Consider the following 15,513-nt stretch of genomic DNA (forward strand, 5'->3'; position numbering starts at 1 on the left):
GGCGGCGACCGGCGCTGCCGCGTCAGTCGCCGTAGACGTCCGTGCGGTGGAAGTTCAGCGACGAGCGCGACGCCGTCGGGCCGCGCTGCCCCTGGTAGCGCGAGAAGTACTCCGCCGATCCGTACGGCTTCTCGGCGGGAGAGCTGAAGCCGGAAGAAGCACATCTGCCCGATCTTCATGCCGGGCCAGAGCGTGATGGGCAGCGTCGCCACGTTGCTGAGCTCGAGGGTCACGTGTCCGGTGAATCCCGGATCGATGAAGCCCGCGGTCGAGTGGGTGAGCAGCCCCAGGCGTCCGAGCGAGCTCTTGCCCTCGAGGCGCGCGGCGATGTCGTCGGGCAGCGTGACCGCCTCGTACGTCGATCCCAGCACGAACTCCCCGGGGTGCAGGATGAACGGCTCGCCCTTCGGGGTCTCGACCAGACGCGTCAGATCGGGCTGGTCCTCGGCGGGGTCGATGTAGGGGTAGCGGTGGTTGTCGAACAGCCGGAAGAAGCGGTCGAGGCGCACATCGACGGACGACGGCTGGATCATCGCCGGATCGTGCGGTTCGAGTCCGACCCGGCCGGAGGAGAGTTCGGTCTGGATGTCGCGATCGGAGAGCAGCACGAGGCGATCCTAGGGCGTGCGGTGCTCGCCGCGACGTGGGGTGAGCACGGGGCTTGCTACGATGATCGAGTGCGCCTCCGAGGCGACGCGCGAGTGTAGTTCAATGGTAGAACTTCTGCTTCCCAAGCAGATGGCGCGGGTTCGATTCCCGTCACTCGCTCCACCTCCCCGCCCCTCCCCCGCCTGTTCTGGGGACCGTTCTCGGGCGACACGCCGACGCGATCGCCGCAGTCACGCGGATTCGGAGCCTCACCGGTGCAGGCTGGACGGGTGACAGAGCTCGTCCAGATCCCGTCGCCGGGCGTCGCCCTCGAGTACGGGCGCCCCGGCCGCCCGGTCGTCGTCGTGCTCCACGACGTGTTCGGCCGGCTGCCGTGGATGGAGCCCTTCGCCGAGGCCGTCTCGAAGCACGGCTACCACGTGCTCGTCCCCGACCTCTACGACGGATGGGCGACGCTCGCTCCGGAGGACGCGCGCGATCTCGCCGCGATGACCGCGCAGGACCGGGCGATGGCCGCGATCGCGGAGGCGATCCGCTCCGGAGCCGCCGAGGGAGCGCAGCGCAGCGCCATCGTGGGCTTCGGCTTCGGCGGCCGACTCGGGCTCCTCGCCGCCGCGACCGGGCTCGTCGACGCCGTCGTCGCCTACTACGCGACCCTCGGGCAGGAGGAGCACGCCCTCGTGCCCTGCCCGACCCTCCTGCACTACGCGGCGAGGGACGAGTGGCCGGACGGCGACGACCCGGAGTCGTTCGTCGGACGCCTCAAGGACGCGGGCACCCCGGTCACCGCGCACACGTACGCCGGCACGGTGCGGCACTTCGCGAACGGGACGCTGCGCGACGCGGTCGACCCCTTCCTCCGCCGCCCTGGCCTACGCCCGGACGGTGTCGTTCCTGAATCCCCAGCTCATCGACTACTGAGCCTGGGGGCGCTCAGCCGCGGACGTCGTGCAGGTGGTGCTGCACGTCGTGCAGGTAGTAGCGGGCCATCGTCTCGACCGTGAAGGTCGCACCGTCGCTGCGCCGACCGGGGCGCTGCCACTGACGACCCCGGACGCCCTCGAAGACACCGGCGATGAGGCCGGCCTCCTCGACGAGCTCGCGGCCGACCGTCGCCGGGTCCTGCTCGGAGTAGCGGTCCTCGACCGCGGTGACGTCCTGGTCCCAGTTCGGGAACAGCGGGTCGTCGCCCTCGAGCATCAGGCCCAGGCGCAGGCGGTAGATGCGGTGCACGTCGCGCACGTGCGCCGCGTACTCGAGCGGCGACCAGGTCTCGTCGTCGGGCCGCCCGACGGCGTCGTCGCGCTCGAGCACGTACGGCCACGCGGCGGCGTTCTCGCGGATGAGGTGCGGACCTCGGACGCGTCGACGAGTGAGGCGTCGAAGCCGCACTCGGGCAGGGGCGCTCGGCGGCCCAGGTCCAGTCCTTGGTGTCGGGGGTGATCGGCATGAGCCCAGGGTAGGCCGCCCCGCCGACACGGGGCGGCGACGGACGGTCACGCCGCGACGCCCTCCTGCCACCCTCGACCGCGCTCAGCAGCGGGCGTGGGAGGTGAGGGTCGCGGTCCGCTCGCTCTCGGCGGTCCAGGGAAGACCGGGGAGGTCCGCCGCTCCCGCCGCAGCGCCCGCGTCCACCGCGATCGAGGCCAGGGCGCGCGCGGCGTTCGCGGCGAAGTCGGCTCCCGGGGTCGAGCTGTTGAACGACACGGCGACGGTGAGTCCCGATGCGGGATCGGAGTAGGCGGCCGTCACGAATCCGGGCGCGATGCCCGAGAAGCCCCTCAACGGACCGACCTGGTGGCCGCCGAGTCCGGCGAGCAGCCACGCGGGGCGCCCCTGCCCCTGCGGGACGGCGTCGGCCCAGACCGCGTCGCCCGACGGGGAGGCGGCGATCCCGGTCGCGAGCCGGCGCAGATCCTCGAGGTCGGTCACCGCTCCCCCGGCGGCGCCCAGCGCCGAGGGCGAGGCCTCGGTGAGATCGCGGCGCACGTCGCACCGCACCGCCCGCTGCCCGGGTCTATCGCGGCCGCGTAGCCGCGCGGCGCGGGGGCGGGCAGCACGAGGTCGCCGGCGGAGGGGAGGGTCGTGCTGCGCAGGCCGTAGCGGGGCACGAGATACTCGTCGTAGAGGGAGGCGACGCTGCGGCCCGTCCGCTCGGACACGACGAGACCGGCGAGGAGCGAACCGGTGGAGGAGTCGGACCAGGCGGCTCCCGGGGCGGCGGACGGGGAGTGCACCTGCGCCGCCGAGATCAGCTCCATCGTCGGCCACTCCCGCTTCGGGTTCTGCACGATCGTGGGCCAGAGCGACGCGCGGAAGTCGGCGAGCCCGGAGGTGTGGGAGCAGAGCTGGCGGAGGGTCAGCCCCTCCAGGCCCGGGAGCGAGGTGAGCGACTCGGTGATGTCGGCGTCGAGCTCGACCCGGCCCTCCTCGGCGAGCGCCACGACGACGTCGCAGGTCATCGCCTCGGTGCCGCCCGTGCCGAGCCGCACGTGCGCCTCGGTGGTGAGAGGAGTGGGATCGCCGTCGCCGACGACTCCGATCGCGCCCTCCCAGCCGCCCGCCCAGGGCGACCAGACCCCCGCGACCGCGCCCGTCGCTCCCGCGGCTCCGCGGGCCTCCTCGAGGAACCCCGAGAGGGCGACCGCGAGCTCGTCCGGCACCGGGCCGGGCTGCGCGTCCTCGACGACGGAGGGGGTCCCCCGGTGCACCCGGCGAGCGCCAGGACCAGTGCGGGCACGACGGCAGCCGCGACCCGTCTCCGCTTGCGACGCACGACCATGACCCTCGGCTCCCCCGGACATCCTCTGGAACGGACCCCACTGTACGTGCGCGATCCGCTGCCCAGGAGACGACTGCGCGCGCCCCGCGCGTTCGTGTCCGGACCGTGATGCGAGCAGTCCACCCCGTTTCCAAACCATCCGGAGCCGGGCTACGAAGAGAGGGTGTCGGCACAGGGCCGTCATGCGAAGGAGGTCCAGTCATCATGCGCAGATCCCCCAATCGTCTGCTCGCCACCCTCTTCGGAGCGGTGTACGTGCTCGTCGGACTGCTCGGCTTCGTCGTGACCGGCGGCGTCGAGTTCCTCGCGACCGAGGGCGGTCTGCTCCTCGGGATCTTCGAGGTGAACCCGCTGCACAACATCGCGCACCTGCTCATCGGCGGCGCGCTGCTGATCGGCGGCCTCTCGAGCGTTCCCGCGGCGAAGTCCGTCAACACCGTCGTCGGAGCCGCGTACCTGCTGCTCGGAATCGTCGGCTTCTTCGTCGAGAACACCGCCGTGAACGTCCTCGCCCTCAACACCGCCGACCACTTCCTCCACCTCGGCAGCGCGATCGTGCTGCTCGGAGTCGGTCTCGGCACCGAGAAGACGACGCGGTCGCGAGCAGCGACCGTCTGACCCGGGCGGCATCCGCCGCCCCCTCCAGCTCCGTCCGCCGCGGGCCCGCCGTTTTCCGCGGCGGACGGACTCCACGGCCCCGGACGACACGATGCGGTGTGTCGATCCGGGGCCCCTCTCGTTCCGGAGGCTGCTGTGAACCCGATCGTCCGCGGCTGGGCCGCCTTCGGCGCTCTCGGCGCCGGTCTCGTCCACCTCTCCCTCGCCTCGGTGCGCGACGACGCCGCGCTGGTGCCGCTCGTCCTGCTCGGGGCGGGAGAGCTCGTGTGGGCCCTCGCCGTCCTCGGTCGCGGACGGATCGTGGTTCCGCGCATCGCACTCGTCGTCGTCTCGGCGACGGTGGCCGGGTCGATCCTCGCGGTCACGGCCGGGCTCGTCCGCGATCCCCTCCCCGCGCTCGCGGGCGGCGTCCTCCAGCTCGCCGCCGCGGCGATCGTCGCACTCTCCCTCCGCCGCACCGCAGCCCCCGAGCGGCAGGTCCCCGCCGGCCGCACCGTGATCGGGCTGCTGGCCGGCGCCCTGGTGGTCTCCGCGCTCGCGACGCCCTCGATGGCAGCGACGGCCGGCGGCTCCGGCGGCATGGGCGGCATGCACGGTGTGGTGGAGGACGGGCACGGGCACTGACGGGCACGGACTCCGTCGGGCGCGGACTCTGGTCTCCGCCCTCCCTCTCGGCTAAGGTTAGGCCAACCTAAGAAGCCGATCGGAGGCCGTCGTGTCGAACGTCATCCCGTTCTCGCAGGCGCTCCGCGAGCGCATCGGGCAGTCCGGAGCCGTCGACGACGAGGGCGCCGCCTTCATGACCGCCCTGATGACGGGTGCAGGCAGCCGCGACGACTACATCGCGTTGGTCTCGCAGCACTACTTCGTCTACGAGGCGCTCGAGGCCGTCGCGGACCGGATGAGCGAGGACCCGGTCGCGGCGCCCTTCATCTCGGCCAAGCTCACCCGCCTTCCCGCGATCGCCGAGGACCTCCGCTTCCTGATCGGCGAGGACTGGCGCGAGCGCATCCGCCCCCTCCCCTCGACCGCGGCCTACGTCGAGCGCATCACGACCGTCGCGAGCGGCTGGAGCGGCGGATTCGTGGCGCACCACTACACGCGCTACCTCGGCGACATGTCGGGCTGCAGCATCGTGCGCGCCCTGCTCCAGCGCCGGTTCGGCTTCGAGACCAACGGAGTCGGGTTCTACCTCTACGGCGAGATCGCGACGCCGTCGGAGTTCCGCGCCGTCTACCGCGAGCAGCTCGACGCGGTCGACTGGGACGACGCCGAGCGCGACCGCGTCATCGCCGAAGTGGCGGAGGCGTACCGGCTCACCACCGAGCTGTTCCGCGACCTCGCCCGCTCGCGCGTCGCGGCCTGACCGCCGCTCCTCGAGCCGACGGGTCACGCGGTGGTGGAGTCGCCCTCCGGCGTCGCGACGGCGGCCGGCTCGGCGCGCCGCTCGGACATGAAGCGCAGCACGTCCTTGTCAACGATGATGTCGCTGGGCCGCAGGGGCCGCGTGAGGTAGAGCCCCTCGAGACTCGTGATGCGGCTCAGCGCCACGTAGGTCTGGCCGGGCGCGAAGGCGCGCTGGCCGAGATCGACGACCGCGGAGTCGTAGGTCTTGCCCTGCGACTTGTGGATCGTCACCGCCCAGGCCAGGCGCAGCGGGAACTGCGCGAACTCGGCCACGATCTCGCGGGTGAGCTTCTTGGTCGCCGCCGAATAGGAGTAGCGGTAGCGCTCCCACGTGGCCGGCTCGACCTCGTGCACCTCGCCGTCCACCTCGACCCAGACGGTGCCGGCCACCTTCGTGACGATGCCGATCGTGCCGTTCACCCAGCGCTGCTCCGCGTCGTTGCGGAGGAACATCACGTGCGCGCCGATCTTGAGCTCGAGGTTCTGGTCGGCCGGATAGGTCCTGCCGCCGAAGTCGCCGCTGATCTCGGCCGTCGCCGTCTTGAGCGGGCCCTTGAGGCGTGCGAGCGCGGTCTGGTTGATCCGGTTGACGGTGTCGTTGCGAGTCGCGAGGGTGATGGAGCCGTCGGTCGGCGGAGTGCGGGCGCCCGCCTCGTTGAGGACGTCGGCGATCTCCTTCGTCACCATCCCGAAGCGCACCGCGTTGAGCATCCACTTGAAGCGCTCGTCGCTCTGCCGATGGATGCGGCCGAGCTCGATGATCCGCAGCGGCGCCTCCTGCCAGACCAGGGCGTCGAAGAACCACAGGGAGCGGTAGCGGTCGGCGAAGTAGGCGCGCTCCTCGGGGTCGCCCGGAACGGGAGCGAGCTGGAACGGGTCGCCGAAGAGGACGACCTGGACGCCTCCGAAGGGCTCGGACCGGCGCTGCCGGGCCTGGCGGAGGCTGCGGTCGATGCCGTCGAGCAGATCGGCGTTCACCATCGAGATCTCGTCGATCACGAGGGTGTCGATGGTGTTGAGGAGCTTGCGCAGCTCGGGGGTCTGATCGAGATCGGAGTCGGCGATCACGCCGATCGGCAGTCGGAACAGCGAGTGGATCGTCTGCCCGCCGACGTTCAGCGCCGCGACCCCGTGGGAGCGCAGATGACGATCTGCTTGCCGGTGTGCCAGCTGAGGTGGTTCAGCAGGGTCGACTTGCCGGTGCCGGCGCGCCCGGTGACGAACAGGTGCTCGCGGGTGTTCTCGATGAGGTCGAACACCCGCTGCTGCTCGTCGGAGAGGGTCGGCTGGGTCACCGGTCCACTGTACCCGCGGCGGTGGGGCCGCGATCGGGGACGGAGGCGGCTCCGGGCGCCGTCCCCCTGGGGAGGAGCGTCAGCGGCGCTTGCCGAGCGCGGCGAGCCGCTCGTTGTAGTCGTTCAGCTCGGCGTCCCCGGTGCGGTCGGCCTGGCGGTCGCGGCGCTTGGTCTCGCGGTCGTCGGACCTGCTCCACATCACGGCGACGACGATCGCCAGTGCGAGCGTGGGGATCTCGCCGATGCTCCAGGCGATGCCGCCGGCCGCCTGCTGATCGGCGAGGGCGCTCGTGCCCCAGCCCATCGCTCCGTACCAGTCGGCGAGGAGCAGCCCCTCGCCGGTCATCAGCGCGAGGCCGAAGAACGCGTGGAACGCCATGGTGCCTAGCAGGAGCAGCAGCCGCATCGGATAGGGCACCTGGTGCGAGGACGGGTCGACGCCGATCAGGACGCTCACGAAGAGGTAGCCGGTGATCAGGAAGTGCACGATCATCCACTCGTGGCCGATGTGGTCCGTGGTCGCCCAGCGGAACAGCGGCGAGTAGTAGAACGCCCAGAGCGAGCCGACGAAGAGCAGGGCGGCGACGATCGGATGCGACACGATCGTGCCGAAGCGCGAGTGGACCGCGAGCAGCACCCACTCGCGAGGTCCCCGGGAGCCGTCGGTGCGGCGGACGACCGCGCGGGCGATGAGCGTCACGGGGGCCGCGGGCACCAGCAGGAGCGGGACGGCCATGGTGAGCACCATGTGCGAGAGCATGTGCGCGCTGAACAGGTACTTCTCGTAGGCGTTCACGCCGCCGTTGGTGATGTACGCCAGCAGGAGCATCCCCGCGATCCACAGCACGGTCCGGAGCATCGGCCAGGAGTCGCCGCGGCGGCGCAGGCGCAGGACGCCGGCGACGTAGAAGGCGATGCCGAAGCCGCAGACGAGCAGCCAGATCAGGTCGACGTTCCAGAGGGTGGCGAAGTTCAGCGCGCTCGGGGCGGGCGGGAGCGGCTCGCCGGTGAGGAGCTCGGCCGGGGTCGGGTCGGTCAGCTGCGTGGCGGCGACCTGGTCGACGGGAGTGGCGGTGCGGGCGAGCGCCGCCGCGACTCCGGACGCGATGCCCATGAAGGCGACCTCGGCCGCGACGAGCCACCAGAAGCTGCGGCCGCCCGCGCCGCCGGCGGTGCGCATCCGCTCGATGAGGACGCGGCGCTGCACGACGCCGAAGAGGCCCAGCGCGATCAGGGCGGCGACCTTCACGAGCACGAGGATCCCGTAGCCCGTCAGGATGTTGTCGAGGGTCGCGAGCCGCAGCTCGGCGCTGAGGTAGCCCGACGCCGCCACGACCACGAAGCTGACGAGCGCGAGACTCGAGTAACGCTGGACGACGGGGAGCAGGCGCGCGCCGTCGAGGAGGGGCCTCAGCACGATGATCGTGACGAGACCGCCGAGCCAGATCGCGGCGAAGACGAGGTGCAGGCCGAGCGCCGTGACCGCGGCGTCGTGCCCCGCGGATCCCGCTGCGTGGCCCTGCTGCGCCATCGGCAGGAGGGTGAGCAGCGCGACCCCGGTGACGAAGACGAGCGCCGTCTGGTTGCGCACGGCGAAGCAGAGCACCGTGACGACGGCGGCGAGCAGCGTGGTGACGAGCCAGGCCTGGCCGACCTCGATGCTGCCGATGAAGTAGCTGAGCTTGGTGCCGAAGTCGCGGTCGAAGCTCAGCGGCGTCTGCGTGACGTTGAGGAAGGTGAAGAAGCCGGTGACCGCCGCGGCGGCGGCGAGGAAGGCGGCGCCGGCGGCGGCGACGTCGAGGGCCACCGTGTACTCGGTGCGCTGCTCGACGGGTCCCTCGGGGTGGCGGACCGGGAGGCGCGCGTCGCGCTCGCGCGCGGGCTCAGCGCGAAGAGCGCGAGCACCAGGGCGCCGATCATCCCGGCGGCGCCGAGGTTGACCGCGAGCTTCGCCACGGGGAGGCCGTAGCGGACCACGGGACCCGGGTCGTTCAGGAGGGGGCCGCGGCTCCCCGGCCGAAGGCGAGTGCCGCGAGGAGGGCGAGGAGCGCGGCCGCGACGAGCAGCAGCGCGGGCCCCGCGATCCGGACGGTTCGATTCACCCGTCAAGCCTACGTTCCCCGGCTGATCGCGAGCCGCGTCGCACCGGTTCCGGAGACGACGAAGGCCCCGGCGCGATGCCGGGGCCCTCGTCGTGGAGCCGTGCTACTTCGCGGCGGCCTTGAGCTTGGTGCCGGCCGAGACCTTGACCGAGTGGCCGGCCGCGATCTGGATGGTCTCACCGGTCTGCGGGTTGCGGCCGGTGCGCGCGGCGCGGGAGGTGCGCTCGACGGCGATCCAGCCGGGGATGGTGACCTTCACGTCGTTGGAGACGGAGTCGGCGAGGGTGGAGAAGAGCGAGTCGAGGACGCCGTTGACGGCGGCCTGGCTCTGGCCGGAGTCCGCGGCGATCTTCGCGACGAGCTCGGTGCGGTTGAGCGACTTGTCAGCCATTGGAGTGTCCTCCCAGGACGTTCGTGCTGTTCGGAACAGCTGGTGGTTGTGGATCGTCCTCGGCCGGGGACGGACTCCCTCAACCGGTCGGACCGTCCGTAACCTACCAGCCCGACCCGCCAATGCACGTGATTCCGGGGCCGAGAACCCCGGAATCACGCCGATCGGCGCCTCCGGTGGCCCGCGGAGGGGCTCCTCGCCCTCCCCAGGCGCCCGATCGCGGTGCGCCTCCACCGATCCGCGAGCAAGGGCTTCGCACCCTCCGCCGCCTCGCGAGGATCGGGCCATGTCGATCAGCCTCCTGCCCCTGCTCCCCTCCTCCACCGCCGTCGCCCGACCGTACGCGGTCGCTGCGTCCCGGCGGGCCCCGCTCCTCGCGCGGCTCGGTCCACCGCGCGAGCCGGGTCTCACGGCGCTGGGCCTGGGGCTGCTCGCCCTCACCTCCTCGGTGCATCCGCTCTGGACCGTCCCGTCGATCGGGCTCGCGGTCGGGGCGATCGCCGTGGCCGTGCTGGCGCTGCTGCGCGCCGGGGAGCGGCGGCAGGGCGCGGTCGGCGCCGCGGCGGCGCTCCTCGCGCTCGCGATCGCGTCGGTGACGGTGCCCGCCACCCTCGAGGGCGCTGCCGCCGTCCTCGCCTGGATCGGGAGCCTGCGCCCGTGAGCGCGCGCACGCCTCGCACGGTCGTTCCTCCCGGCCTCGCGCACGGCTCGCTCCCCGGCCACGGCTCGGGGCGCGGCCAGGAGGCGTCAGTACACTCGCGACGTCGCGCAGCCGAGCGCGGCGGGAGGGCGGCAGGGATGGCGCAGACGACGGACGGCTGGATCACGACGGCGATCTGGTGGCAGGTCTACCCGCTCGGGTTCACGGGCGCCGAGACCACGGCCGCCGAGGCTCCCGAGGCCGCGCAGCACCGGCTCCCCGCCCTCCTGCCCTGGCTCGACGACCTGCTCGCCCTCGGCTGCAACGGGCTCCTGCTGGGCCCGGTGTTCGCCTCGAGCACCCACGGGTACGACACCGTCGACCACTTCCGGGTCGACCCGCGCCTGGGAGACGAGGGCGACCTCGACGCACTCCTCGCCGCCTGCCGCGAGCGCGGCATCCGCGTGCTCTTCGACGGGGTCTTCAACCACGTCGGGCGCGAGCACCCGTGGTGGCGCGAGGCGGTGGCGGCGGGTCCCGGTCCGCGGCGGCCGCGCGGTTCTCGCGGAGCGACTCCGCCCGCGAGGTCGACGGACTGCGCGTCGACGTCTTCGAGGGGCACGAGGCGCTGGTCGAGCTCGACCACTCGAACCCCGAGGTCTCGGCGTACGTCTCCTCCGTCCTCGCGCACTGGCTCGAGCGCGGGATCGACGGCTGGCGGCTCGAGCGCCGCGTACGCGGTCGCCCCCGCCGCATGGCATGCGGCGATCGACCCGGTGCGGGAGCGGTTCCCCGAGGCGTGGTTCGTCGGCGAGGTCATCCACGGCGACTACGCCGGGTACGTGCGGGAGTCGGGCCTGGACTCCGTGACCCAGTACGAGCTCTGGAAGGCCGTGCGCAACTCCCTCGAGGAGCTCAACCTCTTCGAGCTCGCCTGGTCGCTGAAGCGGCACGACGAGTTCCTCGACGTCTTCCTCCCCTCACCTTCGTCGGCAACCACGACGTGACCCGGATCGCGAGCGCGGTGACGGACGAGCGCCACCACGCCCACGCGGTCGCGATCCTCGGGTTCGTCGGGGGCGTGCCGAGCATCTACTCCGGCGACGAGCGGGGCTTCGAGGAGTAAAGGAGGAGCGCGTCGGAGGCGACGACGCGATCCGACCGGCCTTCCCGGCCGATCCGGCGAGCGCGCCGGGCGGCGAGGCGTACCGGGCCCACCAGGAGGTCGTCGCGTTCCGGCGCCGGCACCCGTGGCTCGTGCACTCGCGCACCCGGGCCGTCGATCTGACGAACACCGCGGTGCTCCTCGCCGCGGAGGGACCCGACGGCGAGTCCGCCCGACTCGCGCTGAACCTGGGCGACGACGCGGCGAGCGTCGGCGGCGTGGAGGTCGGCGGCCACTCCTGGCTCCTGCTCGACTGATCCGGCCGGCGGTATCCTCTCCTCATCCCAGGACGGAGCGTGCCGCCCGGCGCGGCCGGTGCGCACGAGGCAGGAGCAGGGCATGCAGGACGAGATCACGGGGCACGACGCTCCGCGGGGGTGCCGGCCGGGCTCGGCGCCGGCTTCGGCGAAGGACTCGGCGAGGGACTGGGCGAGGCCCTCGACGCTCCCGCCGATCCGGTGAGCGACCCCGGACCGGGCGAGCGGAGCGGCCTGTCGAGCCGGATCGCCGAGGAGCTGCTCGACGACGTGCCCGAGGACCTCGCCGCTGCCGGAGCCGCAGTGCGCGCCCCGCACCCGACCTCGCGCGCGCGGTCGAGATCGAGGACCCGTCACGGGCGGTCGGCGACGATCCGGAGAAGCCGATCCACGGCTCCTTCGCCGAGGAGTTCGAGCGGCGCTGACGCCCGTCCGCGCCCCGCGGCCGCTCCGATCGCCGCTCGGGCCGGGACTCAGCCCGCGACGGCCTCGAGCGACTCGTCCGACTCGAGCGACTCGTCCGCCGGCAGCAGCGACGCGTGCAGGAAGCGCACGAGGGAGAGCAGCAGCAGCTCCTTCGAGTCGGCCCGGCGGTACTCGTGGCCCTCGCCGTCGAGCTGCAGGTACGAGACCGGCCGGTCCAGCGCCTCGAGGGCGGCCACGATCTGCGTCGCCTCGCCCAGCGGGACGTTGGTGTCGAGCTCGCCGTGCACCACGAGCAGCGGCACGTCGATGGCGAACGCCCGTCCGAGCGGCGACAGCTCCTCGAGGAGCTCGGCGTCGTACTCCGGGTGGCCGTACTTCGTCACCGCGGCCGAGGCGATCCACGGCTCGGTGTCCCGGTAGAAGGTGAGGAGGTGCGACATGCCGCAGATGTCGACCCCGGCCGCGAAGACCCCCGGCGAGAACGCGAGCGAGGCGAGCGTGAGGTAGCCGCCGTAGGAACGGCCCGTGACGGCGATCCGCGAGCGGGCGGCGACTCCGGAGTCGACGAGGTGGTCGGCGGCGGCGAGCACGTCCTGGAACGCCCCGTACCGGCGCTCGACGTCGTCGGCGTGCACGAAGTCGCGGCCGAAGCCAGAGGAGCCGCGCACGTTCGGGGCGAAGACCGAGACGCCCGAGGCGGCGACCGCCTGGTGCTGCGCCGAGAAGGTCGGCCGCTCCTGCGACTCCGGTCCTCCGTGCAGGCTCAGCATCGCGGGACCGGGGCCCTCGGCACCGGGTGCGCGGTACAGCCAGCCCGACAGCTCGAGTCCGTCGCGGCCGGTGAACCGCTCGAGGGTGGGCACGACGAGCGCCGCGGCCGGGAGCGGCGGCACCCGGGTGATGCGCGACCACTCGTGGGTCGCGGTGTCCATCCGCCACAGCTCGCGCGGTCGCTCCGGACCCTCGACGCCGAGGACCACCGAGCTGCCGTCGCGCGAGAGGACCGGAGTGGTCGCGACCAGGCCGGGCAGACCCGAGACGGGGACGCGCTCACCGGTCAGGGTGTCGAACAGCTCGATCTCGCTGGACCCGGCCACGTTCCACACGAGCATCAGCAGGTGCCCGGCGTCGTCCGCATCCAGGCCCTCGAGCTCGGCGTCGTCGCGGGCGGCGAGGCGGCGGATGCGCCCGCGCCAGCCGTCGGGCCCCAGCGGCATCGCGACGAGCTGGCGCCGCGGCAGGTCGACGTCGGTCGCGAGGTACGCCACGATCGGGCTCTCGTTGTCGTTCAGCGGAGCGGGGCGCAGGAACGCGACGTCCGTGGATCCGGTGCCGGAATCGGGCAGCAGCGGGTGGTTCTCGTCGGTCAGGCGGTCGACGACGGAGCAGCGCTGATGGCCGCGCTGGCCGTCGCGGACCACGACGAGCCGCTCCTCCGTCGAGAGGTCGAGGACCGAGATGAGGTCGCCGTCGACGAGCGGGCGGCGGTCGGCGGTGACCGGATCGACGAGGAAGGACCGGGTCGGCTGCTCCGGCTCGGCGGACGGCACGGTCACGACGACGTGGTGCCCGCTCCTGGTCCAGGGCCCGAGCTCGGCGTGGGCGTCGCGCGAGCCCGCGATGCGCTTGGCGTCGGAGCCGTCGGGGCGGACCACCCAGACCTGCGTGCGCACGCCGCCGTCGGTGGCGACCAGGCAGGCGAGCCAGGCGGAGTCGGCCGACCACGAGACCTCGAGCACCGGGTCCTCCGTGAAGCGGATGCAGTGCGCCTCCGGAGGCTCGCCGTCGATCACGACGTCCTGCACCCAGACCTCGGGGGCGCCGCCGCGATCACTGATGAACGCGGTGCGGGCGGCGTCCGGGGTCATCGTCGGGCCCCAGCTGCCCCAGGCGTGGACGAGGTCGAGACCGAGGTGCTCTGCGGCGACGAGCCGGGATGTCGCGGTGGAGGTCATGGCCTCCATCCTCCGGCACGGGCGGCGACGGGTGTTCCGCGAGGGGCGAACGCCGCGCGAACACTGCGTCGACGGCGCGCGGGTCAGCCGACGCCGTGCTCCTGCAGCCACATCTCGAGGAGGGCGAGCTGCCAGAGCTCGTTCGAGCCCAGCCGAGTGCGGGTCTCGTTCGGCGCGGCCAGGCGCGCCTCGACGACGGCCGGGTCGAAGATCCCCGCGCGCGGGCCGACGGATCGGTGAGGGCGGCGCGGACGCGCTCGAGGTACGGGCCCTCGAGCTGCCGGATCGCGGGCACCGGGAAGTAGCCCTTCCGGCGGTCGATCACCTCGTCCGGGACGATGCCGCGGACGGCGCGCTTGAGCACGCCCTTGCCGCCGTCGGCGAGCTTGAGCTCCGGAGGGATCCGCCCGACCAGCTCGACGAACTCGTGATCGAGGAACGGCACGCGGGCCTCGAAGTCCCGAGGCCATCGTCATGTTGTCGACGCGCTTCACGGGGTCGTCGACCAGCATGACCGTGGTGTCGTTGCGCAGCGCGGCGTCGACGGAGGTGTCGGCACCGGGGCGGCCGAACCGCTCGGCGACGAAGGCGGTCGCCGCGTCCTCGCCCCGCCACTCCGGCCGCAGCAGCGCCTGCAACTCGGGGAAGCGGCGATCGAAGAACACCGAGGCGTAGGCCTCGGCCGCCTCGGCGCGCGGAACGCCGGCGAGCGGCGGATACCAGTCGTAGCCGCCGAGCACCTCGTCGGCGCCCTGGCCGGACTGCACCACCTTCACGTGCTGCGCCACGTCCTGGCTGAGCAGGTAGAACGCGACCGCGTCGTGCGACACCATCGGCTCGCTCATCGCGCGGACGGCTCCGTCGATGCCGGGCAGGAGCCTCGACGAGTCGATCCGGATGCGGTGGTGATCGGTGCCGAAGCGCTGGGCGACGAGCGTCGAGTACTCGAACTCATCGCCGGACTCGCCGCCCGAGGAGTCGAAGCCGATGGAGAAGGTCTGCAGTCCGGACTGCCCCGCCTCGGCCAGGAGGGCGACCACGAGGCTCGAGTCGATGCCGCCCGAGAGGAGCACCCCCACGGGCACGTCGGCGACCATCCGCCGCTCGACCGCCGTGCGGAACGAGGCGATCAGCGCCTCCTGCCAGTCGCGCTCCGACCAGTCGGCGCGCTCGGGATCGCGGGTGAAGACGGGCTCCCAGTAGACGCGCTCGCGGCTCGTGCCGTCGGGCTCGATCACGCGGACGGTCGCGGGGGGCAGCTTCGTCACTCCGGCGAGGATCGTGCGCGGAGCCGGCACGACCGAGTGGAAGCTCAGGTAGAGCATCAGGGCGGTGCGGTCGATCGAGGTGTCGGCGACGCCACCCGCGAGCAGCGCCTGCACCGTGGAGGCGAAGCGGATCCGCTCCCGCGTCTCGTCGAGGTAGAGCGGCTTGATGCCGAGCCTGTCGCGGGCCATCACGACGCGCCCCGACTCGTGCTCGACGATCACGAAGGCGAACATGCCGAGGAACCGGTCGACGCAGTCCTCGCCCCACTGCGCGTAGGCCTTCCCGATCACCTCCGTGTCGGAGTGGGAGAAGAAGCGGTGCCCCTTCGCCTCCAGCTCGGCACGCAGCTGCCGGTGGTTGTAGATGCAGCCGTTGAAGACGATCGAGAGCCCGAGCGCCGCGTCGACCATCGGCTGGGAGCCGGCGACCGACAGGTCGATGATCGACAGCCGTCGGTGCGCGAGGGCGACCGGGCCGCGCGCCCAGACGCCGTCGCCGTCCGGACCGCGATGGGTCAGGCATCCGCTCATCCGGTCGACCGCGGCCACCTCGGCCCGGCGGCCGTCGAGCCGGATCTCGCCCGCGAGTCCGCACATG

General features: G+C 72.6%; 16 protein-coding genes, 1 tRNA gene and 2 pseudogenes. 9 read left to right on the top strand and 10 right to left on the bottom strand.

The genetic code is table 11. From position 1 onward, the window contains the following. Positions 1-22 precede the first annotated feature (22 nt). A pseudogene (dcd, locus tag AC0CII_RS10755) lies at positions 23-608 on the bottom strand (dCTP deaminase). Positions 609-697: 89 nt separating this feature from the next. Between dcd and AC0CII_RS10760 the strand changes: the two are divergent. Together AC0CII_RS10760 and AC0CII_RS10765 are read left to right on the top strand one after the other, a co-directional pair. Continuing rightward, positions 698-771, top strand: a tRNA-Gly gene (locus AC0CII_RS10760). A 107-nt stretch (positions 772-878) separates the two neighbouring features. After that, on the top strand, positions 879-1,613 hold the full coding sequence (locus tag AC0CII_RS10765; RefSeq protein ID WP_465229408.1) for a dienelactone hydrolase family protein: 735 nt from the start codon (positions 879-881) through the stop codon (positions 1,611-1,613). Here the strand turns inward: AC0CII_RS10765 and AC0CII_RS10770 are convergent. Genes AC0CII_RS10770 through AC0CII_RS10780 form a run of 3 tightly spaced genes read right to left on the bottom strand, consistent with a single transcriptional unit; the run spans position 1,543 to position 3,320 of the window. Beyond that, positions 1,543-2,109: a DinB family protein gene (locus AC0CII_RS10770; RefSeq protein ID WP_465229409.1), complete on the bottom strand. Its 567-nt coding sequence runs from the start codon at positions 2,107-2,109 to the stop codon at positions 1,543-1,545. The two genes, AC0CII_RS10765 and AC0CII_RS10770, sit on opposite strands and share 71 nt — an antisense overlap. A 33-nt stretch (positions 2,110-2,142) precedes the next feature. After that, positions 2,143-2,541, bottom strand: coding sequence for a hypothetical protein (locus AC0CII_RS10775; protein ID WP_465229410.1), 399 nt, complete (start codon positions 2,539-2,541; stop codon positions 2,143-2,145). Beyond that, positions 2,538-3,320, bottom strand: a complete 783-nt coding sequence (locus AC0CII_RS10780; RefSeq protein ID WP_465229411.1) for a serine hydrolase domain-containing protein — start codon at positions 3,318-3,320, stop codon at positions 2,538-2,540. Before AC0CII_RS10780 ends, AC0CII_RS10775 begins: the two co-directional genes overlap by 4 nt. Positions 3,321-3,595: 275 nt before the next feature. Between AC0CII_RS10780 and AC0CII_RS10785 the strand changes: the two genes are divergently transcribed. The 3 genes from AC0CII_RS10785 to AC0CII_RS10795 all read left to right on the top strand — a co-directional run bounded on the left by AC0CII_RS10785 (position 3,596) and on the right by AC0CII_RS10795 (position 5,375). Next, a complete protein-coding gene (locus tag AC0CII_RS10785; RefSeq protein ID WP_251944949.1) occupies positions 3,596-4,009 on the top strand; it encodes a DUF4383 domain-containing protein in 414 nt (137 codons plus the stop codon). A 135-nt stretch (positions 4,010-4,144) separates the two neighbouring features. Then, entirely contained in the window at positions 4,145-4,633 is a 489-nt protein-coding gene (locus tag AC0CII_RS10790; protein WP_465227744.1) for a hypothetical protein, read from the top strand. A gap of 91 nt (positions 4,634-4,724) precedes the next feature. Beyond that, positions 4,725-5,375, top strand: coding sequence for a biliverdin-producing heme oxygenase (locus AC0CII_RS10795; RefSeq protein WP_207403102.1), 651 nt, complete (start codon positions 4,725-4,727; stop codon positions 5,373-5,375). 23 nt (positions 5,376-5,398) lie between these two features. Here the strand turns inward: AC0CII_RS10795 and AC0CII_RS10800 are convergent. The 4 genes and pseudogenes from AC0CII_RS10800 to AC0CII_RS10815 all read right to left on the bottom strand — a co-directional run bounded on the left by AC0CII_RS10800 (position 5,399) and on the right by AC0CII_RS10815 (position 9,204). Beyond that, a pseudogene (locus AC0CII_RS10800) lies at positions 5,399-6,711 on the bottom strand (ATP-dependent DNA helicase). A 79-nt stretch (positions 6,712-6,790) separates the two neighbouring features. Then, a complete protein-coding gene (locus AC0CII_RS10805; protein WP_465229412.1) occupies positions 6,791-8,518 on the bottom strand; it encodes a bifunctional copper resistance protein CopD/cytochrome c oxidase assembly protein in 1,728 nt (575 codons plus the stop codon). Beyond that, a complete protein-coding gene (locus AC0CII_RS10810; protein ID WP_465229413.1) occupies positions 8,419-8,688 on the bottom strand; it encodes a hypothetical protein in 270 nt (89 codons plus the stop codon). Before AC0CII_RS10810 ends, AC0CII_RS10805 begins: the two co-directional genes overlap by 100 nt. Before the next feature lie 228 nt (positions 8,689-8,916). Further along, positions 8,917-9,204 carry an HU family DNA-binding protein gene (locus AC0CII_RS10815; RefSeq protein ID WP_055786347.1) on the bottom strand — a complete coding sequence of 96 codons (288 nt, stop codon included), beginning with the start codon at positions 9,202-9,204 and terminating at the stop codon, positions 8,917-8,919. Positions 9,205-9,490: 286 nt separating this feature from the next. Between AC0CII_RS10815 and AC0CII_RS10820 the strand changes: the two genes are divergently transcribed. The 4 genes from AC0CII_RS10820 (at position 9,491) to AC0CII_RS10835 (ending at position 11,266) form a co-directional block, all read left to right on the top strand. After that, entirely contained in the window at positions 9,491-9,865 is a 375-nt protein-coding gene (locus AC0CII_RS10820) for a hypothetical protein (RefSeq protein ID WP_465227742.1), read from the top strand. Between the two features lie 137 nt (positions 9,866-10,002). Continuing rightward, the gene (locus AC0CII_RS10825; RefSeq protein ID WP_465229414.1) at positions 10,003-10,851 is read left to right on the top strand and encodes an alpha-amylase family glycosyl hydrolase; all 849 of its coding nucleotides are present in this window, start codon (positions 10,003-10,005) and stop codon (positions 10,849-10,851) included. Then, the gene (locus AC0CII_RS10830) at positions 10,848-10,970 is read left to right on the top strand and encodes a hypothetical protein (protein ID WP_465229415.1); all 123 of its coding nucleotides are present in this window, start codon (positions 10,848-10,850) and stop codon (positions 10,968-10,970) included. Before AC0CII_RS10825 ends, AC0CII_RS10830 begins: the two co-directional genes overlap by 4 nt. A 131-nt stretch (positions 10,971-11,101) precedes the next feature. Then, positions 11,102-11,266 carry a hypothetical protein gene (locus AC0CII_RS10835; protein ID WP_465229416.1) on the top strand — a complete coding sequence of 55 codons (165 nt, stop codon included), beginning with the start codon at positions 11,102-11,104 and terminating at the stop codon, positions 11,264-11,266. 473 nt (positions 11,267-11,739) lie between these two features. On the opposite strand, the gene AC0CII_RS10840 is transcribed toward AC0CII_RS10835, so the two are convergent. Then, complete coding sequence (locus AC0CII_RS10840; protein ID WP_465227740.1) at positions 11,740-13,647, bottom strand: S9 family peptidase; 1,908 nt, start codon at positions 13,645-13,647, stop codon at positions 11,740-11,742. 83 nt (positions 13,648-13,730) lie between these two features. Next, positions 13,731-15,512 carry an N-acetylglutaminylglutamine amidotransferase gene (locus AC0CII_RS10845; RefSeq protein WP_465229417.1) on the bottom strand — a complete coding sequence of 594 codons (1,782 nt, stop codon included), beginning with the start codon at positions 15,510-15,512 and terminating at the stop codon, positions 13,731-13,733. Position 15,513: the final 1 nt, after the last annotated feature.

The organism is Rathayibacter sp. AC182, assembly GCF_979253875.1.